The sequence below is a fragment of the Mycobacterium sp. IS-1556 genome, assembly GCF_001499985.1.
Classification (GTDB): domain Bacteria; phylum Actinomycetota; class Actinomycetes; order Mycobacteriales; family Mycobacteriaceae; genus Mycobacterium.
On the sequence record NZ_LQIM01000002.1, the window covers coordinates 95,446 to 121,849 of the forward strand.

General features: G+C 68.9%; 21 protein-coding genes. 11 read left to right on the plus strand and 10 right to left on the minus strand.

Going from position 1 to position 26,404, the window contains the following annotated elements; all coding sequences use genetic code 11:
- Window positions 1–3 precede the first annotated feature (3 nt).
- Window positions 4–717: a sensor domain-containing protein gene (locus AU187_RS03570; RefSeq protein WP_059102419.1), complete on the plus strand. Its 714-nt coding sequence runs from the start codon at window positions 4–6 to the stop codon at window positions 715–717.
- Between the two features lie 121 nt (window positions 718–838).
- On the opposite strand, the gene AU187_RS03575 is transcribed toward AU187_RS03570, so the two are convergent.
- Window positions 839–1,087 carry a hypothetical protein gene (locus AU187_RS03575; RefSeq protein ID WP_059102420.1) on the minus strand — a complete coding sequence of 83 codons (249 nt, stop codon included), beginning with the start codon at window positions 1,085–1,087 and terminating at the stop codon, window positions 839–841.
- Window positions 1,088–1,251: 164 nt separating this feature from the next.
- Between AU187_RS03575 and AU187_RS03580 the strand changes: the two genes are divergently transcribed.
- On the plus strand, window positions 1,252–1,713 hold the full coding sequence (locus tag AU187_RS03580; RefSeq protein ID WP_059102421.1) for an ArsI/CadI family heavy metal resistance metalloenzyme: 462 nt from the start codon (window positions 1,252–1,254) through the stop codon (window positions 1,711–1,713).
- A gap of 24 nt (window positions 1,714–1,737) precedes the next feature.
- On the opposite strand, the gene AU187_RS03585 is transcribed toward AU187_RS03580, so the two are convergent.
- The 3 genes from AU187_RS03585 to AU187_RS03595 all read right to left on the minus strand — a co-directional run bounded on the left by AU187_RS03585 (window position 1,738) and on the right by AU187_RS03595 (window position 5,760).
- A complete protein-coding gene (locus tag AU187_RS03585; RefSeq protein ID WP_156425424.1) occupies window positions 1,738–2,349 on the minus strand; it encodes a sigma-70 family RNA polymerase sigma factor in 612 nt (203 codons plus the stop codon).
- 87 nt (window positions 2,350–2,436) lie between these two features.
- On the minus strand, window positions 2,437–4,473 hold the full coding sequence (locus tag AU187_RS03590; protein ID WP_059102423.1) for a glycoside hydrolase family 15 protein: 2,037 nt from the start codon (window positions 4,471–4,473) through the stop codon (window positions 2,437–2,439).
- Window positions 4,474–4,542: 69 nt separating this feature from the next.
- The gene (locus AU187_RS03595; protein WP_059102424.1) at window positions 4,543–5,760 is read right to left on the minus strand and encodes an FAD-dependent oxidoreductase; all 1,218 of its coding nucleotides are present in this window, start codon (window positions 5,758–5,760) and stop codon (window positions 4,543–4,545) included.
- Between the two features lie 32 nt (window positions 5,761–5,792).
- Between AU187_RS03595 and AU187_RS03600 the strand changes: the two genes are divergently transcribed.
- The 6 genes from AU187_RS03600 (at window position 5,793) to AU187_RS03620 (ending at window position 10,072) form a co-directional block, all read left to right on the plus strand.
- Window positions 5,793–5,990, plus strand: coding sequence for a hypothetical protein (locus AU187_RS03600; RefSeq protein WP_059102425.1), 198 nt, complete (start codon window positions 5,793–5,795; stop codon window positions 5,988–5,990).
- A gap of 140 nt (window positions 5,991–6,130) precedes the next feature.
- The gene (locus tag AU187_RS26115) at window positions 6,131–6,223 is read left to right on the plus strand and encodes an Ms4533A family Cys-rich leader peptide (RefSeq protein ID WP_353612117.1); all 93 of its coding nucleotides are present in this window, start codon (window positions 6,131–6,133) and stop codon (window positions 6,221–6,223) included.
- Window positions 6,224–6,340: 117 nt separating this feature from the next.
- A complete protein-coding gene (locus tag AU187_RS03605; RefSeq protein WP_059102426.1) occupies window positions 6,341–7,372 on the plus strand; it encodes a sulfate ABC transporter substrate-binding protein in 1,032 nt (343 codons plus the stop codon).
- A complete protein-coding gene (gene cysT / locus AU187_RS03610; protein ID WP_059102427.1) occupies window positions 7,369–8,196 on the plus strand; it encodes a sulfate ABC transporter permease subunit CysT in 828 nt (275 codons plus the stop codon). The genes AU187_RS03605 and cysT overlap by 4 nt, the downstream gene beginning before the upstream one ends.
- Entirely contained in the window at window positions 8,193–9,005 is an 813-nt protein-coding gene (gene cysW / locus AU187_RS03615; RefSeq protein WP_059102428.1) for a sulfate ABC transporter permease subunit CysW, read from the plus strand. The genes cysT and cysW overlap by 4 nt, the downstream gene beginning before the upstream one ends.
- 17 nt (window positions 9,006–9,022) lie before the next feature.
- Complete coding sequence (locus AU187_RS03620; RefSeq protein WP_059102429.1) at window positions 9,023–10,072, plus strand: sulfate/molybdate ABC transporter ATP-binding protein; 1,050 nt, start codon at window positions 9,023–9,025, stop codon at window positions 10,070–10,072.
- A 4-nt stretch (window positions 10,073–10,076) separates the two neighbouring features.
- Here AU187_RS03620 and AU187_RS03625 read toward each other — a convergent pair whose 3' ends face one another.
- From AU187_RS03625 to AU187_RS26120, 4 genes are all read right to left on the minus strand, one after another.
- Window positions 10,077–10,826, minus strand: coding sequence for a sirohydrochlorin chelatase (locus AU187_RS03625; RefSeq protein WP_059102430.1), 750 nt, complete (start codon window positions 10,824–10,826; stop codon window positions 10,077–10,079).
- Complete coding sequence (locus tag AU187_RS03630) at window positions 10,805–11,497, minus strand: phosphoadenylyl-sulfate reductase (protein WP_059102495.1); 693 nt, start codon at window positions 11,495–11,497, stop codon at window positions 10,805–10,807. The genes AU187_RS03625 and AU187_RS03630 overlap by 22 nt, the downstream gene beginning before the upstream one ends.
- An 8-nt stretch (window positions 11,498–11,505) precedes the next feature.
- Window positions 11,506–13,188, minus strand: a complete 1,683-nt coding sequence (locus AU187_RS03635; protein ID WP_059102431.1) for a nitrite/sulfite reductase — start codon at window positions 13,186–13,188, stop codon at window positions 11,506–11,508.
- Window positions 13,189–13,300: 112 nt separating this feature from the next.
- Window positions 13,301–13,396 carry an Ms4527A family Cys-rich leader peptide gene (locus tag AU187_RS26120; RefSeq protein ID WP_353612186.1) on the minus strand — a complete coding sequence of 32 codons (96 nt, stop codon included), beginning with the start codon at window positions 13,394–13,396 and terminating at the stop codon, window positions 13,301–13,303.
- Between the two features lie 159 nt (window positions 13,397–13,555).
- Between AU187_RS26120 and hemW the strand changes: the two genes are divergently transcribed.
- Window positions 13,556–14,761: a radical SAM family heme chaperone HemW gene (hemW, locus tag AU187_RS03640; protein ID WP_059102432.1), complete on the plus strand. Its 1,206-nt coding sequence runs from the start codon at window positions 13,556–13,558 to the stop codon at window positions 14,759–14,761.
- A 143-nt stretch (window positions 14,762–14,904) separates the two neighbouring features.
- On the plus strand, window positions 14,905–20,100 hold the full coding sequence (locus AU187_RS03645; protein WP_059166243.1) for a type I polyketide synthase: 5,196 nt from the start codon (window positions 14,905–14,907) through the stop codon (window positions 20,098–20,100).
- Between the two features lie 108 nt (window positions 20,101–20,208).
- Here the strand turns inward: AU187_RS03645 and AU187_RS03650 are convergent, their stop codons facing one another.
- Window positions 20,209–21,891, minus strand: a complete 1,683-nt coding sequence (locus AU187_RS03650; protein ID WP_059102434.1) for a (2,3-dihydroxybenzoyl)adenylate synthase — start codon at window positions 21,889–21,891, stop codon at window positions 20,209–20,211.
- A gap of 100 nt (window positions 21,892–21,991) precedes the next feature.
- On the opposite strand from AU187_RS03650, the gene AU187_RS03655 reads away from it, so the two are divergent.
- Complete coding sequence (locus AU187_RS03655; protein ID WP_059166244.1) at window positions 21,992–25,492, plus strand: non-ribosomal peptide synthetase; 3,501 nt, start codon at window positions 21,992–21,994, stop codon at window positions 25,490–25,492.
- On the opposite strand, the gene AU187_RS03660 is transcribed toward AU187_RS03655, so the two are convergent.
- Window positions 25,484–26,344: an LLM class F420-dependent oxidoreductase gene (locus AU187_RS03660; RefSeq protein WP_059102436.1), complete on the minus strand. Its 861-nt coding sequence runs from the start codon at window positions 26,342–26,344 to the stop codon at window positions 25,484–25,486. The two genes, AU187_RS03655 and AU187_RS03660, sit on opposite strands and share 9 nt — an antisense overlap.
- Window positions 26,345–26,404: the final 60 nt, after the last annotated feature.

Consider the following 26,404-nt stretch of genomic DNA (forward strand, 5'->3'; position numbering starts at 1 on the left):
GCGGTGACTCGATTCGGCACGGCGACCCGGATATCCGCCGCGGCGGTCTTCCTGGCGGTATCCGTCTTGCTGGCCGGCTGTGTGAGCACCGTTTCGGGAACCGCGGTGCGCGGGCAGGACGCCGGCCGCCTCGACGTGCCGCCGCTGGCCGAGTCCGACCTCGACGACGTGTTGCTGTCCATCGGTGAACTGAACGGGATCATGGGCGCAACGACGATGAAGGTCACCAGCGAACTCGACGAGATGACCGACCACTCCGAGCAGGTTTCCGACCTCGACTGCCTGGGCGCGATCTACGGCGCCGAGGATCCGGTGTACGCGGGCAGCGGGTGGACCGACGTACGCGACCAAGTGGCGCGCGAACCCGGCGAGGACAACGACCACTGGGTCGAGCAGACCGCGGTGCTCTACCCCTCGGCCGACAAGGCGCAGCGGTTCTTCGACAAGTCCAGGTCGGCGTGGGAAGGCTGCGCCAATTCCTCTGTCGCAGTGGCAGATGGGGGAACCTCGTACCTGTGGGAGGTCGGTGAGGTGAGCGCCGAGGACAACTTGGTCACTCAGCTCACGACGCAGGCGGACGCCGGCGGGTGGGCCTGCCAGCACGCGGTGTCGGTGGTGTCGAACCTGACCGTCGAGGCGTGGGCGTGCAGCTACTCGATAGGCGACGAGGCCGCCACCATCGCCACCGACATGGTCGGCAACGCCGCGAAGAAGTAGCCAACCGTATGCCGTCACATGAGACGCTCGACCGGAGCCCCGATTTTCGAGAGACCGCCAATCTGGCCGGACTACCCGCTATGCGGTTTCGTATCCGATCGCGAAGCGAGCGTCGAGGCTCTCAGCAGTTCCGCCGCTGAATGTTCTGAATCGTCTTTTGGTACACCGACTGCCAATAGCGGGCATTTCCGTTGTCGCCCTGACGAAAATAGTGGTCGGCGTTGGCTTTGGCGTGGCTGGCCGCATTCTGCAGCGCGGCGCAGCTTCCGTCGCGGGGCCTGGCCTCAGCCACGTCAGCTCCGAAGCCGGCGAGTGCTGTGGACATTGCGACTGCCGCGACCGACTTACCGAGAATTTTACGAATCTCCACGGTGAACTTCCTTCGTGATTGCCCGCAAGGCCGATTGCCTAGCGGTGTTCACATCTACTGACGCATTCCGTCGAGAAAGACGCACGATCACATCGGCCGGTGCGTCCGTCGACACACGCATGCGTCAGAACAGGCGTCGAGTACTTCCCCTGAAAGGAGTCACTGTGGCCACCACACGAATCCAGCTCGCGTTGAACGTCGATGACGTTTCGACGGCGACCGCGTTCTACGAGAGCATGTTCGGCGTACCGCCGCACAAGGTGCGTGATGGCTACGCCAACTTCGCGATCGACGACCCGCCGTTGAAGCTGGTGCTGATCGAAAAACCCGGCGCAGACGAGACCCTCAACCATCTCGGCGTCGAAGCTGACACAGCCGAGCAGGTCATCGCGGCACAGGAGCGCTTCAGAGCCGTCGGCCTCGAGATCGCGGTCGCCGAGCACGACGTCTGTTGTCACGCAACACAGGACAAGGTGTTCGTCACCGCGCCCGATGTGCCGCTCGGCTGGTGGGAGTTCTACGCTGTCACCGACGACAACCCGGCGAACCCCGACGCCGCACCCTTGTCCGTATGCGAGGCCAGCTGCGCGGCAACCGATTCCGTCGAAAGCACCTGCTGCTCCTGAAAGAAGCCGAGTCGGGCTGCGGAGTCAGCGCCCAGCGCATTCGCAACCCGGTGGCGGCTCATAGTCCATCGGCATGCCCCGAGCGTCGAGCGTCAGTGCGCAGCACTGCCCGAGCAGCTCGGCGAGCCGTCGGCGCCCGCGCTGCACGCGCGACTTCATCCCGGACAGCGAGACCTCCGCTCGCTGTGCTGCTTCGGCTTGGCTCATCCCATCGAGGTCGATCATCTTCACCGCCATCCGCTGCTCCACCGGCAGCCCGGCGAGAAGCGGGCGCAGGCAAGCGGACAGCTCGTGAAGCGCGGCGGGCTCGTCCTCGTCGGTGAGCGCGGGGGCGGAGTGTTCGGACAAGGTCGTTACCGGGTGTTCTCGGTTCCGGCCTGCTCGTCGGTACTCGTCGACGATCGCGTTTCGGGCGATCCGCAAGGTCCAGTTCGGCAGCTTCTCCTCGTCGTTGAGCGCGCCCACATTCTGGTGAATGCGAAGCAGAATGTCGGCCAGGAGATCGTCGGCCCGGTTGGGGTCGGCGATCCGCCGGCGAACGAAGGTCCGGAGTTGGGGCAACATGTCCCGCCACATCTGTTCGGTGGGTTGATGTAGCGCCGCCGCAGGCGTGGTCTTGGTGCCGTCGATGCTCATGGCCGTCATCCTCTTGGCACCCGCGCGGGCGCCCGACAGTACTGACGACGGTAGCCCGCCAAGGACGCAACAAGTTGCGGATTCGGCCTACATCGGGGCGTTGGCGGGCACGAACACGCCGGAGCTGTCGGCCTCCTCCTCGGCCCGGATTACGTGCACCACCGCGTTGATCAACGCCAGATGGGTGAACGCCTGCGGGAAGTTGCCGAGATGCCGGCCGGTGCGCGGCTCGATCTCCTCGGCGTACAGGTGCAGCGGGCTGGCGAACGACAGCAGCCGCTCGCACAGGTGCTTGGCGCGGCTCACCTCGCCGATCTCGACCAGCGCCGACACCAGCCAGAACGAGCAGATCGTGAAGGTGCCCTCCTCGCCGGACAGCCCGTCATCGGTCTCCTCGACGCGGTAGCGCAGCACCAGGCCTTCCTCGGTGAGCTCGTCGGCGATGGCCAACACGGTGGCGCGCACCCGCGGGTCGTCGGGCGGAAGGAACCGGGTCAGCACCGCCAACAGCAGTGAGGCGTCGAGCGCGTCGTCGCCGTAGCGCTGCGTCAGCACACCGCGCGAGTCGACGCCGTTCTTGAGCACGTCGGCCTTGATCTCCTCGGCGATCGCGCGCCACTGCTGGGCATAGGACTTCTCGCCTTGCAGTTCGGCCAGTTTGGAGCCGCGGTCCAGCGCCACCCAGCACATGATCTTGCTCGAGGTGAAGTGCTGCGGTTCGCCACGCACCTCCCAGATCCCGCGGTCGGGCTGCTTCCAATGCTTGATCGCCTCTTCGACCTGCTGCTTGAGCACCGGCCACAACGTGTCGGAGATCTGCTCGCGCGACTTGGCGTGCAGGTACACCGAATCGAGCATGGTGCCCCAGATGTCGTGCTGCATCTGGTTGTAGGCCCCGTTGCCGATGCGCACGGGTCGCGCGCCGTCGTAACCGGACAGGTGGTGCAGCTCCTCCTCGACCAGTGTGCGCTCCCCGCCGACGGCGTACATCACCTGAAGCGGATGGCGCTCACCGTTGTTCGCTCCGGACACATCGGCGATGAACGCGAAGAAATCGTCGGCCTCGCGGTCCAGGCCCAGCGTGTAGAGGCCCCACAACGCGAACGTCGAGTCGCGCACCCACGCGTAGCGGTAGTCCCAATTGCGTTCGCCCCGAGGCGTTTCCGGTAACGACGTGGTGGGAGCCGCCAACAGCGCGCCGGTCGGGGAGTAGGTCAACCCCTTGAGCGTCAGCGCGCTGCGCTGCAGGTAGGACCGCCATGGATGGTCGGGGAAGTCGCCGACGTTGATCCATTGCCGCCAAGCCTCGCTGGTCTGCCACATGCGGTCGGCAGCCTCGTCGTAGGTCTGCGGCACCGGATGTTTGGACCAGGACAGCGCGACGTAGACGTTGTCACCCTCCTTCATCCGGGTCCGCGCCCGCGCCTCGTGGCCTTCGAGGCCGAGCCGCAGATTTGTCGTCAGCCGCAGCGTCGGGTGCGCGTCGGCGTCGCGGGTGGCCCGCGCGATCGCCTCGCCGTAGGCCTGAGCCGAGTACTCCCAGGTGGCCGGGATCCGGTGGTAGTCGAACGCCGGTTCGCAGTTCATCACCAACTCGACAGTGCCGCTCACACATCGCACGGTGCGCAGCAGGATGTGCTCGGCGTCCCAGTCCATGGGGGTGCGGCGATGGGTGCGCGACCGCGCCTCCAGGTCGTGCCAGGGGCCCATCACCAGCGCGTCGCGCACGATCAGCCAGCCGGTGTGGGTCTGCCACGTCGTCTCGAGGATCAGGCTGCCGGGCAGATAGCGGCGGGCCGAAGGCACCGACACCCCGTACGGGCCGAGCCGGAAGTGGCCGGCGCCGCGGTCCAGGATCGCGCCGAACACGCTGGGCGAGTCGGGCCGCGGCACGCACAGCCACTCGACGGACCCGGCCGAGGAGATCAGGCAGGTGTTCTCGCAGTCGGACAAAAACGCGTAGTCAGCGATCGGCGGAAACGGGTTCCGCAACGCGCCGCCGGGCGCATAGGGCGTCGGGGCGGTCACCGTCAGCGGGGTGTCCGCCACGACGGCGGGCGCGGGTTTCGCCCCGTTTTCGGTCTCCGTGGACCCGTCCGACGGCCCGGTTTGTTGCAGAACCATGCCGACATCATCGACTGCCGATGTGTCCGGCGTCTACTCATCGGCCGGGTAGCCGCGCGCCTCGCGCTGTCAGCGGCGGGCAAAGGCCGGGACGCGTTCGGGCAGGGGCCCGATCGCGACGCCGTAGGCGGCCACCCTCCGCAGCAACGGCAGCCTGGCGGCGGCGCGCACCAGCAGAGGCGGATCGGCCGGTCCTGTTGACGTGACCGCGACCGCGATGACGCGCCGGTGGATCAGCTTCTGGACCGACTGGATCAGCGCCGTCGGCAGCCATCGCCGGGCCTGCACACGCGCCAGATGCCTGGTGGACAGCGTTCCCGAGCGCAACGGGCCGGCCAGGATCCGCCCCGCCGCGACGGCGTCGGCCACCGCGAGGTTGATCCCGACGCCGCCCACCGGCGACATCGCATGGGCAGCGTCACCGATCAGCAGCAAACCATCGGTGTACCAGCGTCTGAGCCGGTTGAGTTGCACATCGAGCAGTTTCACGTCGTCGAACGATGTCACCGCGCCGACGCGGTCGGCCAGCCACGGCACCAGGGCCACCACAGCGCGATGCAACGACTCGATGCCCTTCGCGCGTAGCTGCTCGTCGCGGCCCTTGGGGATGACATACGCGCACTGGAAATAGTCGCCGCGGTCGATGACGATCTGGGCGTGCCCCGCACCGAGCACGCCGGCGAGGCCGTGCGGATCGTCGGCGTCGCGGGACACCCGGAACCACCAGACGTCCATCGGCACGCCGAAGTTTTTCGGTGTCAGACCCATCGCGGTGCGCATCGTCGAAGACCGCCCGTCGCAGGCGACGGTCAGCGCCGCATGCATCTCGCGGACCTCGCCGTCGGCGCCCCGGTAACGGACTCCGGCAACGACACCGTCCTCACAGACCGGCCCCAGCACCTCGGTGCTGCGCAGCAGAGTGAAGGACGGCTCCCGTTCGGCGGCCGACGCCAGCAGTTCGAGGAAGTCCCACTGCGGGACCAGCGCAATGTGCTTGTGCGGACCGGGAATACGTCGCAGATCCATCGCAAACTGCATACCTTGCACGGTCATCGCCAACGTGTCGATCTCGCGGTGCGGCACCGCGGCGAACTCGTCGGACAGCCCCAACTCGTCGAGCAGTCGCAGCGTGCTGGCGTGCACCGTGTCACCGCGGAAGTCGCGAAGGAAATCGGCGTGCTTCTCCATCACCGTGACCTCGACGCCGGCGCGGGCGAGCAACAGCCCGAGCATCACGCCGGCCGGGCCGCCGCCGACAACGACGCAGGTGGTGCGCTCAGCAGGCACGAGGTCATCTTCGCATCGCCTAGGCTGGCCGTGTGGGTGGCTTCCTCAGTTGGTGGGACGGCGTCGAGCTGTGGCTCTCCGGCCTGCCGTTCGTCGCCCAGACCGCGGTGGTGATGCCGGTGGTGCTCGCCCTGGCCTACGGCGTCGCGGTCGTGCTCGACGGCGCGCTTGGCAACGGGATCAGGTTGGTGCGCCACATTCGCCACGACGATGGTGACGTCGACCGGTGAGCGGCGGGATGCCCCGATCGCGGGTGACGCTGGTGCTCGTCATCCTGGTGATCCTGGTGCTCGTCATGTGGCTGGTCACCCGGTGACACCTGCGAATCCCACACCGGGCGGGTTGCGCCAACTCTGTTAGGCTTCGCGCCATGCAAACAGCGTCCGGCAACAAGAGCGGCCATGTGCTGGCCCTCATTGCCGTGGGTTCGAGCGCTGTCGCCGATGTCTGTTGTTGTTGCTGACTCCCTACCCGTCCGCGGTTCGGTGTCGGTGACGGCTGTGGCATGGCGCCCTCGTGCCGATCCATCGCCTTTCCGTCGGAACGGATTCCGTCGAAATCCCCCAACGAAAGGTCACCGATGGGCAACATCCGCACCTCCTGGCGCGCCGCCGCGGCGCTCGCGACCACCGCGACCCTGCTCGTCGCGTGCGGAGGCGGGTCGAGCGATGTGCCGGGCGGGGACCGGCAGGGTGGCGACGCCGAAACCACCCTGACGCTCGTCGCCTATGCCGTGCCCGAACCCGGCTGGAGCAAGATCCTTCCGGCGTTCGCGGCCAGCGAGGAAGGTGACGGCGTGGCGGTCACGACGTCCTACGGTGCGTCGGGTGATCAGTCGCGCGCGGTGGTCGACGGCAAACCCGCCGACGTCGTGAACTTCTCGGTCGAACCCGACATCACCCGGCTGGTGAAGGCGGGCAAGGTCGCCGAGGACTGGAACGCCGGCGTCACGAAGGGCATCCCCTTCGGCTCGGTGGTTTCCCTGGTTGTCCGCGAGGGCAACCCGAAGAACATCAAGGACTGGGACGACCTTCTGCAACCCGGGCTCGAAGTGGTCAGCCCCAGCCCGTTGAGTTCCGGTTCGGCGAAGTGGAACCTGTTGGCGCCGTATGCCGCCAAGAGCAACGGCGGCCAGAACCCGCAGGCCGGCCTCGAGTTCGTGAACCAGCTCGTCACCGAACACATCAAGACCAGGCCGACGTCGGGCCGAGAGGCCAGCGACCTGTTCCTGCAGGGCACCGGCGACGTGCTGCTCAGCTATGAGAACGAGGCGATCAACATAGAGCGGCAGGGCAAGCCCGTCGAACACGTCAACCCTCCGCAGACGTTCAAGATCGAGAATCCCGTCGCGGTGGTGACCTCCAGCGCGCACCAGGACAAGGCGAACGCGCTGAAGAACTTCCTCTACACCCCGGAGGCCCAGAAGATCTGGGCGCAGGCCGGTTTCCGGCCGGTCGATCCGGCGGTCGCCGAGGACTTCGCGGACGACTTCCCGGCCCCGCAGAAGCTGTGGACGATCGCCGACCTGGGTGGCTGGAGCGCCGTCGATCCGGCATTGTTCGACAAGGACAACGGCTCGATCACGAAGATTTACAAACAGGCGACCGGATGACAGCTGCGCTTGGCCCCGGCGTCTTCGCCGGCCGGTACGGCAGCACTCGGCTGCGTGTCGGCGTCGCGACGACGTGGCTGTCGGTGATCGTGCTGCTGCCGCTGGCCGCGATCGTCTGGCAGTCCGCGGGCGGCGGGTGGGCGGCGTTCTGGGAGGCGGTGACGTCCAACGCGGCGCTGGAATCGTTTCGCGTGACGTTGACGATCTCGACGCTTGTCGCGGTGGTGAACCTGTTCTTCGGCCTGCTGGTCGCCTGGGTGCTCACCCGCGACGACTTCCCCGGAAAGCGGCTGGTCGACGCGATCATCGACTTGCCGTTCGCGCTGCCCACCATCGTCGCCAGCCTGGTGATGCTCGCGCTCTACGGCCCGAACAGCCCGGTCGGGGTGCACATCCAGCACACGAAGTGGGGAGTGGCCACCGCGCTGCTGTTCGTCACGCTCCCGTTCGTGGTGCGCTCGGTGCAGCCGGTGCTGCTCGAATTGGACCGGGAAGTGGAGGAGGCCGCTGCGTCGCTGGGCGCCGACAACTTCACCATCTTCCGGCTGGTGATCCTGCCCGCGCTGCTGCCGTCGCTGCTGTCGGGGACCGGCCTGGCGTTCTCGCGCGCGATCGGCGAGTACGGCTCCGTCGTGCTGATCGGCGGAGCGGTGCCGGGGGAGACCGAGGTGTCCTCCCAGTACATAAGGACCCTCATCGAATTCGACGACCGGACCGGGGCCGCCGCGGTTTCCATTGTGCTGCTGTCGTTTTCCTTCGTCGTGTTGTTCATCCTGCGCACCGTCGGGGCCCGGGCCGCCAAGCGCCAGGAGCTCGAGACATGATTCTCTCAGCCGCGGCGCGATACGTGTTGCGCTTCGTCGCGCTCGGCTACCTGCTGGTCCTGCTGGTCGTGCCGGTCGGGCTGATCCTGTGGCGCACGTTCGCTCCCGGCATCGGCACCTTCGTCGAGTCGATCACCACACCGGCGGCGATCTCGGCGCTGCAGCTCTCGCTGCTGGTGGTCGCGATCGTGGTCCCACTCAACGTCATCTTCGGGGTGCCGACGGCATTGGTGCTGGCGCGCAACCGGTTTCGCGGCAAGAGCCTGCTCCAGGCGGTCATCGACCTGCCATTCGCGGTGTCTCCGGTGGTGGTCGGTGTCGCATTGATCCTGTTGTGGGGCAGCGCGGGAGCGTTCGGCTTCGTCGAGAACAACCTCGGGCTCAAGATCATCTTCGGCTTGCCGGGCATCGTGTTGGCGAGCATCTTCGTCACGGTCCCGTACGTCATTCGCGAGGTCGAACCCGTCCTGCACGAGCTGGGCACCGACCAGGAAGAGGCGGCATCGACGCTGGGTTCCAGCTCGTGGCAGACGTTCTGGCGGGTCACCCTGCCCTCCATCAAATGGGGCCTGATGTACGGCGTGGTGCTGACGGTCGCCCGTACCCTCGGCGAGTACGGCGCGGTGATCATGGTGTCGTCGAACCTGCCGGGCACCTCGCAGACGCTGACCCTGCTGGTGTCCGATCGCCATGCGCGCGGCGCGGAATACGGTGCCTACGCGATCTCGACGCTGCTGATGGCGGTGGCGGTGATCGTGTTGATCGCCCAGGTGATTCTCGACGCCCGCCGCCAGAAGACGACCGAGTAGAACAGGAGACGACGGCTGTGCCGAACGCGATCACCGTACAGGGCGCCAACAAGCGCTACGGCGACTTCGCCGCGCTCGACAACGTCGACTTCGACGTGCCCGCCGGCTCGCTCACCGCGCTGCTGGGTCCCAGCGGTTCGGGCAAGTCCACCCTGCTGCGCGCGATCGCCGGGCTGGACCAGCCCGACAGTGGCACGATCACGATCAACGGCCGTGACGTGACCAAGATTCCGCCGCAGCGACGCGGTATCGGTTTCGTCTTCCAGCACTATGCCGCGTTCAAGCACCTCACCGTCCGCGACAACGTCGCGTTCGGACTCAAGATTCGCAAGCGGCCGAAGGCCGAGATCGCCGAAAAGGTCGACAACCTCCTGGAAGTCGTTGGGCTGGCGGGTTTTCAGACCCGCTACCCGAACCAGCTCTCCGGCGGTCAGCGTCAGCGCATGGCGCTTGCCCGCGCGCTCGCAGTGGACCCGCAGGTGCTGCTGCTCGACGAGCCGTTCGGCGCGTTGGACGCCAAGGTGCGCGAGGATCTGCGGGCGTGGCTGCGGCGCCTGCACGACGAGGTGCACGTGACGACCGTGCTGGTCACCCACGACCAGTCCGAGGCCCTCGACGTCGCCGACCGGATCGCGGTGCTCAACAAGGGCCGCATCGAGCAGATCGGTTCGCCGACGCAGGTTTACGACGAGCCGGCGAATGCGTTCGTGATGTCGTTCCTCGGCGCGGTGTCGTCGTTGAACGGAGCCCTGGTGCGCCCGCACGACATCCGGGTGGGGCGCAATCCCGAGATGGCGATCGCCTCGACCGACGACTCGGTGCAGAGCACCGGCGTGGTGCGCGCGGTCATCGACCGGATCGTCATGCTGGGCTTCGAAGTTCGCGTCGAATTGACCAACGCCGCAACGCAGACGCCGTTCACCGCGCAGATCACCCGCGGCGACGCCGAGGCGCTCGGACTGCGTGAAGGCGACACCGTGTACGTGCGCGCCACCCGCGTGCCGTCGATTCCCGCCGACACCGAACTACCGATGGCCGACACACCGCCGACGACGACGAGTCGCTGAGCGGCTACGCCGCGACGAGGTCCTCGGCGACCACCGCGTCGAAGCGGTCCAGCACCGTTGCGGCGACCAGGTTGTGCGAGCCCAGCGGTTCGGCCATCGCAATGCCGTTCGCTGCAGCGTACGCCCTCACCCGGTCGGTGATGCGGCCGTGCGCCAAGAACCAGGGGGCGATGACGAGGCGCTCGGCGCCGTCGGCGCGCAGCCGCTCCGCGGCGTCGGCGACGCCGGGGTAGGCGCCGGTGGCGAACGCGATCTGAGTTCCGCGCCAACGAGTTCCAGTGCCGAGGGTGTGCGCCACCGTGGCGGTGCGTGCGTTGGCGGCTTCCCTGGAGGTGCCGACCGCGACGACGATCACCCCGAGGCCGTCGTCATCGGGGGAGACCCCGGCCTCGGCGAGGCGCCGGCGGAACACCGTCATCAAGGCCGGGTCCTCGCCGAGAACGTCGGCCCGGTCCACCACTGCACCGGACTCCTCGATGACGGTGGGGATGTCGATGCGCGCGTGATAGGCGTCGGCGAGCAGCAACGGGACGACGATGCCGGGGCCGTCCAGCCCACGCAACGTGTCAGTCAGGTACGGCCCGTTCTGTTCGAGGAATGCCGCCCGGACGTCGAGCCACGGCCGCAGCCGTCGAATGCGGCCCGCGACCGCATGTGTCACCGCCGCCGACCGGGGATCGGCGCTGCCGTGGGCCGTCAGCACCAGAGCGCGACGGGTTGGTGCAAGCACCGTCACGACGCGTGCAGCCCGCATTCGATCTTGCCGGTGCCCGCCCACCGGCCACTGCGCGGATCGGCGCCCTCGACCGGCTTCGCCGTGCACGGCGCGCAGCCGATCGACGGATAGCCTTCGTCCACAAGCGGATTGACGAGCACGCTGTTGGCATCGATATAGGCCTGCATGTCCTCATCGGTCCAGGCCGCCAGCGGGTTGATCTTCACCAGGCCGAATGCCTTGTCCCAGCTGATCAGTGGAGCGTTGGCGCGCGTGGGTGCCTCGACCCGGCGGATGCCGGTGACCCATGCGGAGTATCCGCGCAGCGCCGCCGACAGCGGCTCCACCTTGCGCATCCGGCAGCACTCGTTGGGCTCGCGGGCGAACAGGTCCTTGCCGAACAACTCGTCCTGCTCGGCCACGCTGTGCTCCGGTCTGACATTGACGACGTTGACGTCGTAGACCGCCTCGACGGCGTCGCGGGTGCCGATGGTCTCCACGAAGTGGTATCCGGTGTCGAGAAACAGGACGTCGACACCCGGGCGCACCTTGGCGGCCAGGTCGACGAGCACCGCATCCTGCATGTTCGACGCCACGATGTAGCTGTCGCCGAAGTTCTCATCGGTCCAGCGCAGCAGGTCGAGCGCGCTGGCCCCGTCGAGTTCGGCCGCACCGCGCTCGGCCAATGCCTGCAGGTCGGTCTCGTTCATCAACTCCGTCACCTCAGGTCCGCCTCGTCTGCTCGTAGTGCCCACGTAGCGAAACGCTCGCCCTGTTCTCTTTGTTTCACGAAGTTTCGGACGACACGGTCGATGTAGTCACCGAGCTCAGAAGACAGCACCTTGTGCTGGCGCAGCTTGCGGCCGAAACCGCTGTCCAGGCCGAGGCTGCCGCCCAGGTGCACCTGGAAACCCTCGACCGAACCGCCGTTGCCGTCGTCGACCATCTGGCCCTTGAAGCCGATGTCGGCGACCTGGATGCGCGCGCACGAGTTCGGGCAGCCGTTGATGTTGATCGTGATCGGCACGTCGAGCTGGGCGTTGATGTCCTCGAGCCGCTTCTCCAGCTCCGGCACCAGCCCCTGGGCCCGGGTACGCGTCTCGGTGAACGACAGTTTGCAGAACTCGATACCGGTGCAGGCCATCAGGTTCTTGCGCCAGTGCGACGGCTGCGGCGGCAACCCGAGCGCCTCGAGACCGGCCGCCAGTTCGTCGACCTTGTCGTCGGGCACATCGAGGATGATCAGCTTCTGATAGGGCGTGAAGCGGATGCGGTCCGAGCCCGCCGCTTCGGCCAGATCGGCGACCTTCCGCAGGATCGTGCCGGACACGCGGCCCGCGACCGGCGCGACACCCACGGCGTTGCGCCCGTTCTTGAGCTTCTGGATGCCGACGTGGTCGATCGGGTGCTTGACCGGTTCGGGGGCGGGCCCGTCGATGAGCTTGCGCCCGAGGTACTCGTCCTCGAGCACCTGGCGGAACTTTTCTACGCCCCAGTCCTTGATCAGGAACTTCAACCGGGCCTTGGACCGCAGCCGCCGGTACCCGTAGTCGCGGAACACCGCGGTTACGGCCTCCCACACGTCGGGCACCTCGTCGAGCGGAACCCACGCGCCGAGTCGCTGCGCCAGCATCGGGTTGGTGGACAGGCCGCCGCCCACCCACAGATCGAGCCCCGGCCCGTGTTCGGGATGGTCGACCCCGATGAAGGAGACGTCGTTGACCTCGTGGGCGACGTCCTGCAATCCGGAGATCGCGGTCTTGTACTTGCGGGGCAGGTTCGAGTACTCGGGATTGCCGATGTAGCGACGCACGATCTCGTCGAGCGCAGGCGTCGGATCGAGCACCTCGTCGAGGGACAAGCCCGCCAGCGGCGAGCCCAGCATCCCGCGCGGGCAGTCCCCGCAGGCCTCGGTGGTCTGCAGCCCGTGAGCGGCCAGCCGATCCCAGATCTCGGGCACGTTCTCGATCTCGAGCCAGTGATACTGCAGGTTCATCCGGTCGGAGATGTCGGCGGTGTCGCGGGCGAACTCGGTGGAGATCTCGCCCAGCGTGCGCAGCGCGGCGGCGGTGAGGGCCTTGCCGTCGCAGCGCACCCGCATCATGAAGTACTTGGCCTCGAGCAGGTCGGCGTTCTCGTCGCCGGTCCAGGTGCCGTCGTAGCCCTGCTCACGCTGGGTGTACAGGCCCATCCAACGGAAGCGGCCGCGCAGGTCGGTCTTGTCGATGCCGTCGAAGCCGGTCTTGGAGTAGATGTCGACGATGCGGGCGCGCACGTTGAGCGCGTCATCGTCCTTTTTCAGCTGCTCGTTGGCGTTGAGCGGTTCGCGGTAGCCGAGTTTCCACTGGCCCTCGGCGCGGGGGCGTTTGGCGGGCTTCGGCTTGGTTTCCGCTGTGGTCATGGTCGTGGCTCCTCTGTGGAGCCGGATCGCGCGTCATCACCGGGGCTGTCCGGCGGCGCAGATCCGGCGGCCAGCTGAAATTCGGGGTGGGCTGGGTCCTAAGGATCAAGCGTCAGGGCAGACAACAACAGCTACACACGCGCTTGAAATCGACATGCCGCCGCGCCACCAGGGCTACACGCTGGGGGAAGATGCGGACGGCGGTCACGTGCCCAATTGTGCCACGGACACCGACATATGCCCTAACCGGGCAGAATTTACGGTCACGGTGAGCAGAAACCGGGCAGCGAGGCGGCAATCACGCAGCAGAAGTACGAGGAGGCGCCTGCGTGGCGGCAATGTCGCGGCCAGGCGGACAATCGCTTGCATGACCCGAACCGCGGCACCGACTGGACGCTCCTCGCGCGAGCGCTCGTCGGCCGAGTTACCGGTCGTCACGCCGACGCCGGGGCGGCCGTTCGGTGTCTACATCCACGTGCCGTTCTGCGCGACCCGCTGCGGTTACTGCGACTTCAACACCTACACCCCCGCCGAGCTGGGCGGCGCCGACCCCGGCCAGTGGCTGGTCGCGTTGCGTGCCGAGCTGACGTCGGCGGCTCAGCGGCTGGGCAGCGCGCCGCGGGTCGACACCGTGTTCGTCGGCGGTGGCACGCCGTCCCTGCTGGGCGGCGCGGGCCTGGCCGCGGTGCTCGACGCCGTGCGCACGCATTTCCCGCTGGCGCCCGACGCCGAGGTCACCACCGAGGCCAACCCCGAGTCGACGTCGCCGCCGCTGTTCGACCAGCTGCGCGAGGCCGGGTACACCCGGGTGTCGCTGGGGATGCAGTCGGCGGCGCCCCATGTGCTGGCGACGCTGGACCGCACACATTCGCCGGGGCGGGCGCTCGGTGCGGCGCGGGAAGCCCGGGCGGCCGGATTCGAGCACGTCAACCTCGACCTCATCTACGGCACGCCGGGGGAGTCCGACGACGATCTGCTGCGCTCGGTCGACACGGTCGTGGAGGCCGGCGTCGATCACGTCTCGGCCTACGCGCTGGTCGTCGAGGATGGCACCGCGATGGCCCGTCGGGTGCGCCGCGGCGAGCTCGCACCGCCCGACGACGACGTGCTGGCCCGCCGCTACGAGCTGCTCGACGCCCGCCTGACGGACGCCGGTTTCGATTGGTACGAGGTCTCCAACTGGAGTCGGCCGGGCGGTGAATGCCTGCACAACATCGGCTACTGGAACGGCGGCCAGTGGTGGGGCGCCGGGCCGGGAGCGCACGGCTTCGTCGGCGCGGTCCGATGGTGGAACGTCAAGCATCCCAACACCTATGCGCAGATGCTGGCCGACGGCCGGCTGCCGGTGGCCGACTGTGAGCAACTCGACGCCGAAACCATGCACATCGAGGATGTGATGCTGCGGGTGCGGCTGCGCGACGGGCTGCCGACGAGCTTGCTGACCCAATCCGAACGGCGGCGGGCCGACACCGCCGTCGCCGACGGCCTGCTGACCCCGGTGGACAAGCGGCTGGCGCTCACCGACCGCGGCCGCCTGCTGGCCGACGCCGTGGTCCGCGACCTGCTCGACTAAATGCGGCGAGTGCCCGCAACGTGACCGGCACCACCTCCGAGCAGCCCGCGTAGATCACAAAAACCAGCCCGGATATGCCAGTATTGCGGCCATGGCGTGTGGATTCTTAGGCAAGGCTATCCAGAGTCCGGGACTCACCTGACGTGACCCACACCGACGCCTCAACCGACGACTCCACCCGACCCGAGCCGATCGCGATCATCGGGTTGGGCTGCCGGGTGGCCGGTTCGATCGGAACGCCCGAACAGTTCTGGAACTTCCTGCTCGACGGTGGCAGCGACATCCGCGAGGTGCCGGAGGAACGCTGGGAGCCCTATCTTCGCCGCGACCCGCGCAACGCCGCGGTGCTCAAGGACGTCACGCGATGGGGAACGTTCCTCGACGACCTGCCCGGCTTCGACGCCGAGTTCTTCGGGGTGTCACCGCGTGAGGCGGAGCTGATGGACCCCCAGCAGCGGCTGGCGCTCGAGGTGAGCTGGGAGGCGCTCGAACACGCCGGTGTCCAGCCGAAGTCGTTGGCGGGCAGCGACACCGCCGTGCTGATGGGCGTCAACTCCGACGATTACGGCAAGCTGATCATGGAGGACCTGCCCGGTATCGAAGCGTGGACCGGGATCGGCACGTCGCTGTGCGGCATCGCCAACCGGGTGTCTCACCTGCTCGACTTGCGCGGCCCCAGCGTGGCTCTCGACGCCGCATGCGCCGCTTCGCTGGTCGCCGTGCACCAGGCGTGCCAGATGCTGAACACCGGTGAGACGTCGCTGGCGCTGGCGGGCGGGGTCAGTGCGTTGATCGGGCCGGGGCTGACCCGGGTGCTCGACGTAGCGGGTGCGACGGCCCCCGACGGCCGCTGCAAGACCTTCGACGCCGCCGCGGACGGCTACGGACGCGGCGAAGGCGCGGGCGTGGTGGTGCTCAAGCGTCTCGCCGACGCAATCCGCGACGGCGACCACGTGTACGCGGTCGTGCGGGGCGGCGCCGTCGCGCAGGACGGTCGCACTGTCGGCATCATGTCGCCCAACGGCGAAGCGCAGGCCGAGATGTTCCGACGCGCTTGCCAATTCGCCGGCATCGCTCCCGCGAGCGTCGGTTTCATCGAGGCGCACGGCACCGGCACACCGTCCGGCGACCCCACCGAGGTGCGGGCACTCGCATCGGTCTACGGAGTGGACAGACCTGCCGACGAGAAGTGCCGTATCGGGTCGGTCAAGCCCAACGTCGGCCACCTCGAAGGTGGCGCCGGAGTCATCGGGCTCATCAAGGCCGCGCTGACGCTGCATCACCGGACCATCCCGCCGACCGCGGGCCTCACCTCGCTGACGCCCGCGGTGGACTGGGCCGAAAGCGGGTTGCGGGTACCGACGCAGGTCGAGCCGTGGGACGGTGCCGGCGATGCGCCCAGGCGCGCCGCGGTCTGCAGCTACGGCTACGGCGGCACCATCGCACACGTGCTCCTCGAGGAGACGCCGACCAGACGAGCCGCCGCCGAGCCCGCTCGAAACCCGCAGTGTCCCATGGTCATCCCGGTCTCGGCCCGCAGCACCGCCCGCTTGCGCAGCCAGGCGGGTGCGCTCGCGCAGTACCTGCGAAGCGATCCGCCACCGCTGGCCGAGGTCGCGGCCACCCTGTGGACGCGCCGCTCGCACGAGCCGGTCCGCGCCGCGGTGGTCGCCGACGATGTGGACGACGTGGCCGGGGTGGCCGCGCGCTTGGCCGCCCTGGCCGACGACGAACCGGATGCCGCCGTGGTGACCGGGACGGCGCTGCCCGCCGCAGCCGCCGGCGCGGTCTGGGTGTTCTCCGGCCACGGCTCGCACTGGGCCGGTATGGGTCGCGAATTGCTCGCCACAGCACCGGAATTCGCCGACGTGGTGGACACCATCGACCCGGTGTTCACCGCCGAGCTCGGGTTCTCGGCGCGGGAGGCGCTGACCACCGGGCACCTCGGTGGTACAGACCGGGTGCAGGCGTTGACCTTCGCGATGCAGGTCGGCCTGGCCACGATGCTGCGGGCCCGCGGCGTCACACCGGCGGCGGTGATCGGTCACTCGGTCGGGGAGGTCGCCGCATGCGTCACCGCGGGGGTGTTCGACCTGACGGTCGGCGCCGCGGTGGCGTGTTACCGCGCCCGGGGTTTCCGGTCGGTGATGGGACAGGGCGCCATGGCGCTGGTGCGCCTTCCGTTCGGCGAGGCCGATCGGCGGCTGGCCGGACGAACCGATGTGGTGGCCGCGATCAGCGCGTCGCCGGAGTCGACGGTGATCTCCGGCATGACTGGCGCCGTCGACGACATCTGCCAGGAGTGGACCGATCAAGGCGTGATGGTGCGGCGGGTCAACACCGACGTCGCGTTCCACAGCCCCGCGATGGACGCGCTCACCGGCGAGCTCGGCCGCCTCACCGCCCAGCTGCCCCCGCCGCGGCAACCCGAAACCAGGCTTTACACAACGGCGTTGGCCGACCCACGGTCTGCGGCACGCCGCGACCAGCACTACTGGGTGGCGAATCTGCGAGACCGGGTGCGGTTCGCCGAAGCGGTCTCGGCCGCGGTCGAGGACGGGCACCGGCTGTTCCTCGAGGTTTCGGCGCATCCGGTGGTGGCGCACTCGATCGCCGAGACACTCACCGCTGCCGGTGCCGACCAGCACGCCGTCGTCCCGCTGCTGCGGCGGGAGCGGCCTGAAATGCGTTCGGTGGCAACGGCGGTGGCTGCGCTGCACTGCTACGGCGCGCCGGTCGATCCCGGCCTGCCGGCTGCACCGTGGGCGGCTGACCTGCCGGTGACCCAGTGGCAGCACCGGCGGTTCTGGCGCACCCCGACACCACCGCCGGGTGGCCGCGGCGTGCATGACGTCGAGAGCCACACTCTGCTCGGTGGCCGGACAGAGGTGACCGGCGCGGTGGCGTCGAAGATGTGGCAGACCCGGGTCGACCTGGACACCCGCCCGTACCCGGGCAACCATCCGGTGAAAGGCACCGAGATCGTGCCGGCGGCCGTCATCGTCAACACCTTCCTGGGCGCGGCCGCAGAGTTGGATGTGCGTTGCGACCGCGCGGGCGCAGACCTCGTCGACGTCCGGCTGCGCACCCCGGTGGCGCCGGGGCGGGCCCGCGACGTGCAGGTCGTCCTGCAGGACCGCGGGCTGAGCCTGGCCACGCGGCTGGTCGACAACGACGACGAGTCCGACGACGGCGGCTGGCTCACCCACAGCAGCGCGGTGGCCGCCGCCGATGACGACATCGAAGACCTCCTGGGCGAGGTGCTCGACGAGCCCGCCGCCCGCGAGCGGTGTCGCGATCGGCTGCCCTCGAGTCACGTCGTCGATACCCTCGCCACGCTCGGCGTCGCCGCGATGGGATTCGACTGGGAAATCCTCGAATTGGACGGTGGCGACGGCGAACTGCTCGCCAAGGTGGCCGCTCGCGCTGACCACGCGGCGCCGGAAACCTGGGCCCCGCTGCTGGACGCCGCGACGTCCGCGGCCTCCACGGTCTTCGACGGCCCGCCACGGCTGCGGATGCCCGCCCGCATCGACCGGGTCCGGGTGCACGGGCAACCGCCCGCCGTTGCGCTGCTGCATGTTCGACGAAGGCCGGGCACCACCTCGACCGACGTGTTGCTCGCCGAGGAATCCGGCAAGGTGCTCGCCTCACTGACCGGGATGTCCTTCGAGCAACTCGAGAACCCCTCCGGCAGCGACGTGTCCCGGATGCTGCATCACGTGTCGTGGCAACCGGTGTCATGGCGACCGGACGGCCGGCCGCGAGCCGTCGTGGTCGTCGGCGGTGACACCGCCACCCGCGGGTTCGTGGCGCGCGACCTGTCCGCAGCAGAGGTGCCTTACGTGCTGCACGACGACGCGGGCGAACTCGCTTGTGCTGCAGAGTCATTGGATCGCGATGCCGTGGTGCTGGTGCTTCCGCGCAGCCACGACTCGCCGGAGCGGTCGGTCGGCCTGGTGATGCAGACGCTGCGGGCGCTGCTCGACCACGGCGCCGAGGCGCGGATGTGGGTGCTCACCCGTGGCGTGCACGAGGGCGCGAACGTGGCACATGCGCCGCTGTGGGGGTTGGCCAGGGTCGCCGCCGCCGAACACCCGAAAGTGTTCGGCGGGGTGCTCGACGTGGCCGACGATCGGCTTCCGCTCGGCGTGCTGGCCTCTGTGCACGGCCATCCCGTCTTGGTGCTGCGCGACGGCGTCGCACAGTCGGCGCGCCTGGCGCATGCGGGTCGGGGATCCGGTGCGCCGTTGCAGTGCTCGGCAGGCGGCACGTATGTGATCACCGGCGGCACCGGGGTGCTCGGATTGCGGATGGCGCAGCGGTTGGCCGACATCGGCGCGCGCCGCCTGGTCTTGCTGTCGCGTCGCGGTATGCCGGACCGCTCGCAGTGGCAAGCGGATTCGGAGTTGGTGCGCACCGTCGCGGCGCTCGAGGAGCGGGGGGTCTCCGTGCGCGTGGTCGCGATGGACATCGCAGCGCCCTGCGCCGCCGACACGCTGCGCGCCGCGCTGCGCGACCTGCCGCCGGTGCGCGGGGTGATCCACGCGGCCGGTGTCGAGGCCGGCGCGCTGCTGGTGAACACCACGCCGGACGACTTCACCGCGGCGATGCGCCCCAAGGTCGACGGCACGCTGACCCTGCACGAGGTGTTCCCACCCGAACAGCTGGACTGGCTGGTGCTGTTCTCGTCGTGTGGCTACCTGGCGGGTTTCCCGGGTCAGGGCGCGTACGCGTGCGCGAACTCGTTCCTCGACGTGATGGCGCGGCACCGACGCAATCTCGGTGACCGCACCGTCAGCATCGCCTGGACCGCGTGGCGAGGCTTGGGCATGGGTTCGACGTCCGGCTTCGTCGCCGCGCAATTGGACGCGCTGGGCATGGACACCGTCGGGGCGGACGAGGCGATGCGGGCGTTGGACCTCGCGATGCGACATGACGAGCCGAACGTCGTTGTGCTGCCGCTGCTTCCGGCCGCCGCCTCGGTGCCGATGCTTGCCGACGTGTCGCCGACGGACACCGACGAGTGCGACAGCGGGGGACCACCGCCGGTCGGCCTGATCGACGCCGACCCGACGCGCGTCGGACAGGTCGTCGCTGCCGCGGTCGCCGCGCAGTTGGGCGTGTCGGAGGGCGACGTCGACACCGCTCTGCCGTTGGTGGAGGTCGGCGTCGACTCGATCATGACGGTCGGGCTGCTGCGTCAGCTGGAGAAGCAGACCGGCTTGTCGTTGCCGCCGACGCTGCTGTGGGAATACCCGACCGCGGCGGCCGTCAGCGAACGGATCGTCGAACTGCTCGAGGCTCCGGAGCCCGCGGAGCAGGTCGAGGTCTCCTGACCGGACACATCGCGCTCTGACTCCCGCCCAGACTGAAATCATGCGCGAAAAGACGCCGGAATCTGCTGCACAACTTCAGTTTCGGCAGCGCAAGCAGATGTCCCCGCCTCAGGACACCAGCTGCGAGACCACCTTCTTCTTGTCGACCTTGCCGACCGCCGTCTTGGGCAGCGACGGCAGCGGCGCCAGCACGTCGGGCCTGCAGTGCGCCGAAACGCCGCGCTCGTCGAGGTACTTGTTCAGCTCGGCGAGCGTGATCGGCGCGCCCTTGAAAACAACTGCTGCGCAGATCTTCTCGCCGAGGTACTCGTCGGGCAGGGCGACCGCGGCCGCGGCGTAGACCGCTGGGTGCGCGAACAGGTGCTCCTCGAGATCCGACGCCGACACCGTCTCACCGCCACGGTGGATGACATCCTTGATACGACCGGTCACCTCGACGTAGCCGGCCCGCGGACCGTCGGCGAAGATGCGCACGCGGTCACCGCTGCGGTAGAAGCCGTCGGGAGTGAACGACCGCGCGTTCGCCTCATCGGCGCGGTAGTAACCGTTCAGCGTGTAGGGCCCGCGGACCAGCAACTCACCTTCCTCCCCGGGGGCCACCTCAGCGCCGGACTCGTCGACCACGCGCATCTCGTCGTGCGGCGACATCGGTCTGCCCTGCGTGTTGACCACGACGTCGACCGGATCACCGGGGCGGGTGAAGTTCAGCATGCCCTCGGCCATCCCGAAGATCTGCTGCAGGCCCGGCGTGAGCCCGGACAGGATGTACTCGGCCTCCTGCGGAGTCATCCGGGACCCGCCGACCTGCACCAGGCGCAGGGACGTCGGCAGCACGGGTTCCCACTCGCACGCCTGGGTCCACACCTTGGCCAGCGCGTTGACCAGGGCGGTGACCGTCACCTTGTGCCGGTCGATCAGCGCGAACGCGGCTTCGGGGCTGGCGTCGGTGGTGAAAACCGAGGTGGCGCCGACGGTCATCGAACCCAACAGGCCGGGGCATGCCAACGGGAAGTTGTGCCCGGCGGGCAACACGACGAGGTAGACGTCGTCACCGGTCAGGTGGCACTCCTGTGCGCTCGTCCTGGCGGTGTAGAGGTAGTCGTTGTGCGTGCGGGCGATGAGCTTCGGCAGACCCGTCGTACCGCCCGACACCAAGAGCAGGGCCGGCACATCGGGGTCGACGGGCCCGCGCTCGGGCAGCGGGCCCTCGAAATCGGCCAGCGCAGACCAGGATTGGAACCGGCCCGGCTCGCCGTCGACGAATACGTGGCGCAGCTGCGGGTTGTCCCTGACCAGATCCTCGGCCAGTTCGCGGTAGTCGAAGCCGGCGATCGAATCGGGCACGATGAGGCCGACGGCACCGCTGAGCGCGGCGAAGTGGTTCAGTTCGGCGGACCGGTGCCCCGGCAGGCACATGACGGGAACGACGCCGGCGCGCAGCACGCCGAACAACGTGACGGCGAACTCGCAAGTGTTCGGCAGCTGCAGAAGCATCCGATCACCGGGGCCGATGCCGCGGTCGGCCAGCGCCGCCGCGATGCGGTCGGCCCGCCCGTCCAGGTCGGCGAACGTATAGCTGACGTCGGGGTCGATGACCGCGGTGCGCGCCGGCCACGCCGCGGCGGCGTCGCGCAGGATCGAGTCGAGCGGCTCACCGGTCCAGTAGCCGGCCCGTCGGTACTCCTCGGCGCGGTCGGGCGGGAACGGCACGAACCCGGTCATCAAGTCGCCGAAATCGCCGTGCCCAAGCGGCCGATCTCCTGGTGCGCGCTGCTCGAAACCGGTGCTCATGGCGGATGCGGCCCCTCGGGGTAGGTGTGTTTGGTGCCTCGAATATAAGGTAGCGTTCCCGGGGTTAGTTAGGGCAGCCTGTACTAATCTGGAGGATCGCGTGGGTGTTGGTGAGACGGGTTCGGCGTCGACGGAAAACGCCGCCTCTCCGGGACCGGCCGACCGCACCGTCCGCGAGGAGGTCGCCGAACTTCTCGGCGTGAATCCCGACGAGGTCGACCCCGATGCCGACCTGATCGCCTCGGGCCTCGATTCGATTCGCATGATGTCGCTGTCCGGGCGGTGGCGCAAGCAGGGCATCGACGTCAACTTCGCCGCGCTCGCCGAGAACCCGACCGTCGCAGCGTGGTCGGCGCTGGTCTCCGACCGATCCAGCAACGGTGGCCCGGATCGGGTCGCCGAAACCGCGCCCGCCGGCGACGAGAACGAACCGTTCCCGTTGGCGCCGATGCAGCACGCGATGTGGTTGGGCCGCAACGACGATCAGCAGCTCGGCGGCGTGGCCGCGCACCTGTACGTCGAGTTCGACGATGTCGGCGTCGACCCGGAGCGGCTACGGCGTGCGGCGACGAAACTCGTTGCCCGCCATCCGATGCTGCGCGTCGAGATCCTCCCGGACGGCACGCAGCGGATCGGCGAGCGCGGCCTGCCCGTCACGGTCCACGACCTGCGCGACCTGGACCGCGAGGCGGCCGAGCAGCGCCTCGAGGCCATCCGGCACGAGAAGTCGCATCAGATCCTCGACGGCGATGTCCTCGAGTTGAGCCTGTCGCTGCGCCCGGACGGACGGACGCGGCTGCACGTCGACATGGACATGAACGCCGCGGACGCGGTGAGCTACCGCAAGTTCATGGCCGACCTCGCGGCGTTCTACCGCGGAGGCGAGCTGCCCGACCTCGGTTACACCTACCGCGAATACCGGGCCGCGCTGACCGCGGCGGATCGAGGACCGTCCGCAGAAGACCTGCAGTGGTGGGCCGAGCGGATACCAGAGCTACCCGAATCGCCTGCGCTGCCACTCATTCCGCTCGCCGAACAGCAGGACCCACGGCGCAGCGTGCGGCTCTGGCACATCTTCGACGTCGCGACCCGCGACGCCCTCTTCGCCGCCGCGCACCGCCGTGGGATCACGCCCGCGATGGCCGTCGCGGCCTCGTACGCCAACGCGCTGGCCCGGTGGTCGAGTGGTCCGCGATTCCTGCTCAACCTGCCGATGTTCGGCCGCGAGCCGTTCCATCCCGACGTCGAGAAGCTGGTCGGCTGCTTCACGTCGTCGCTGATGCTCGACATCGACCTCGCCAACACGCGCACACCCACGCAGCGGGCCCGGGCGGTGCAGGAGACGCTGCACTACACCGCGCGGCACTCCAGCTACTCGGGGCTGTCGGTGCTGCGCGACCTCGGCCGTCACCGGGGCAACCAGGTGTTGGCGCCGATCGTCTACACCAGTGCACTCGGGCTCGGCGACCTGTTCGCCGGGGAGGTCACCGACCAGTTCGGCGCCCCGGTGTGGACGATTTCGCAAGGGCCGCAGGTGCTCATCGACGCGCAGGCGACACCGCTCGCAGACGGTCTGATGATCAACTGGGACGTGCGCGTCGACGCGTTCCGGCCGGGCGTCGCGGACGCGATGTTCGCCTACCATCTCGCGGAGCTGACCCGGCTCGCCACCGACGATGCGGCCTGGGACGCGCCCGATCCACCCGCCGTGCCGGAGCCGCAGCGCGCCGTGCGGCAGGCGGTGAACAGCGCGACGGCGCCGCTCAGCAATGAGGCGATTCACGACGGCTTCTTCCGCAACGCGCGGGTGGTCCCGGACGCGCCCGCGATGTTCAGCCGGGACGGCGACCTGACCTACGGCGAACTGCGCGACCGCGCGCTCGGTGTCGCTGCAGCGTTGCGCGACAACGGTGTTCATCCCGGCGACCTGGTCGCGCTGGTCGGACCGAAGTGCGCCGAGCAGATCCCCGCGGTGCTCGGCATCCTGGCGACCGGAGCCGCCTACCTGCCGATCGGCGCGGACCAACCCGCGGAGCGCACCGCGCGGATCCTCGACGCGAGTGCGGTGTCGGCGGTGCTGCTGTGCGGCGGCGCCGACATGGTGCACGCCGACGTGCCGGTCCTCACCGTCTCCGAGGCGACCGCCCGCGACACAGCTGTGCAGCCCGCCGAGGTCGACCCGAATGCGCTTGCCTACGTGCTGTTCACGTCGGGGTCGACCGGCGAACCGAAGGGTGTGGAACTGACCCACGACGCGGTGATGAACACCATCGAGTTCGTCACCGACCACTTCGGCATCGACACGGGCGACCGCAGCCTGGCGCTGGCGTCGTTGGAAGCCGACATGTCGGTGCTGGAGATCTTCGCGATCCTGCGCGCGGGCGGTGCGGTCGTCGTGGTCGACGAGGATCAGCGTCGGAACCCCGACGCCTGGGCGCGGCTGATCCAGCAGCACGGCGTGACGTTTCTGAACTGGATGCCGGGCTGGCTCGACATGCTGCTGGAGGCCGGTGCAGACCGGCTAGCCGGACTGCGGGTGGTATTGCTCGGCGGCGACTGGGTGCGTCCGGAACTCGTTCGGGCGCTGCGCAAATCGGCGCCGAAAGTGCGCGCCGCGGGTCTCGGCGGCGCGACCGAGACCGCCGTGCACGGGACCATCTGCGAGGTCGACGACCCGCCCGCGCACTGGACTTCGGTGCCCTACGGCACACCGTTGCCGAACAACGCCTGCCGCGTGGTGGCCGCCGACGGCAGCGACTGCCCCGACTGGGTGCCCGGTGAATTGTGGTTCACCGGACGCGGCATCGCCCGCGGATACCGCGGGCGGCCCGACCTGACCGCCGAGAAGTTCGTCGAACACGAGGGCCGAACCTGGTACCGCACCGGTGATCTCGTGCGCTACCTGCCTGACGGCACACTCGAGTTCGTCGGTCGCGTCGATCACCGGGTGAAGATCAGCGGTTACCGCATCGAGCTCGGCGAGGTGGAGGCCGCGCTGAAGCGGGTCGGGGGAGTCGACGCGGCGGTCGCCGCGGTCATCCCCGGTGATCGCGATGTGCTGGCTGCGGTGGTGCGCACCGACGACCCCGCCGTCGACGCACGAGCCGTCACGGCGGCGATGGGCGACCTGGTTCCGGCGCACATGATCCCGAAGGTCATCGTGGTGGCCGACCGGATCCCGTTCACCGTGAACGGCAAGATCGACCGGCAGGCCGTCGCGCGCCTGCTCGCCGACGCTGAACCGCCTGCGGCACAAGCTTATCGAGCGCCAGCCACCCCGCTGGAGTCCGCTTTGGTCGCGATCGTGGCCGAGGTGCTCGACATCGAGGCCGCCAAGGTCGGCGTCGACGACGACTTCTTCTCCCTCGGCGGGGATTCCGTGCTGGCGACCCAGGTGATCGCCCGCGTCCGGGACTGGCTCGACACCCCGACCGTGTTGGTCACTGACATGTTCGCCGCCCGGTGCGTGGCGAAGCTGGCCGAGCGACTGCTGGCCCGGGAAGCCGACAGCGAGCGCCTCGACGCCGTCGCCGAGGTGTACCTCGAGGTGGCCGAGATGGACAGCGCCGCCGTGCTGTCCGAACTCGAATCCTCAGCGTAAGGCGGCGGCCAGACGGCGCCACTGATCGCGCGGGAACTCCCGCGGATCGGCGGTGAGCACCTGCACGCAGACGTGGTCGGCGCCGGCGTCGTGGTGCTCACGGACCCGCTCGAGCACCGTCTCCTCGTCGCCCCAGGCGATGAGCGCGTCGAACAACCGGTCGCTGACCGAGGCCACGTCCTCTTCGGTGAAACCCGACCGCAACAGGTTGTTGGCATAGTTCGGCAACGCCAGATACGAACGCAGCCAATCGGTTCCGAGCGCACGCGCCTCGTCGGCGTCGGTGGTGAGCAGCACGGTCTGCTCGGGCAGCAGCAGCGGGCCCTCGCCGAGCTGTTCGCGGGCGTAGCGGGTGTGGTCGGGCGTGACCAGATACGGGTGCGCCCCCCTCGACCGGGTCGCGGCCAGCTCGAGCATCTTCGGGCCGAGCGCGGCGAGTACCCGGTTGCCCACCGGAACCGGTTGCGGTGTCGCGTCGATCCCGTCCAGGTAGGCGCGGGTCGCCGCCAGCGGCTTGCGGTACAGACCCGGCTCCCTGGAGTCGATCAGCGGGGCATGGCTCACCCCGATGCCGAGCAGGAACCGCTCGCCGTGCGTCCCGGTGAGCGACGCGTAGCGGGCGGCCACGTCGGCGGGCTCGTGCATCCAGAGGTTCAGGATGCCGGTGGCGATCACCACCCGCTTGGTCGACGACAGCAGGTGCTCCACCGAATCGAGGACGGGACCACCGACGTCGGGAATCCACAGCGCCGTGAACCCGAGTTCCTCGAGTTCCGCGGCGGCCTCGGCGGCTTCACCCTGGTCGCCGTACCGCAGTTGCGAACTCCACACACCGACGCCGGCCAGCTCCATGCCCGTCCTTCCCTAGGTGACTACCGCCCACGTTACGTAGCGACCGGCACCCTTCACGCG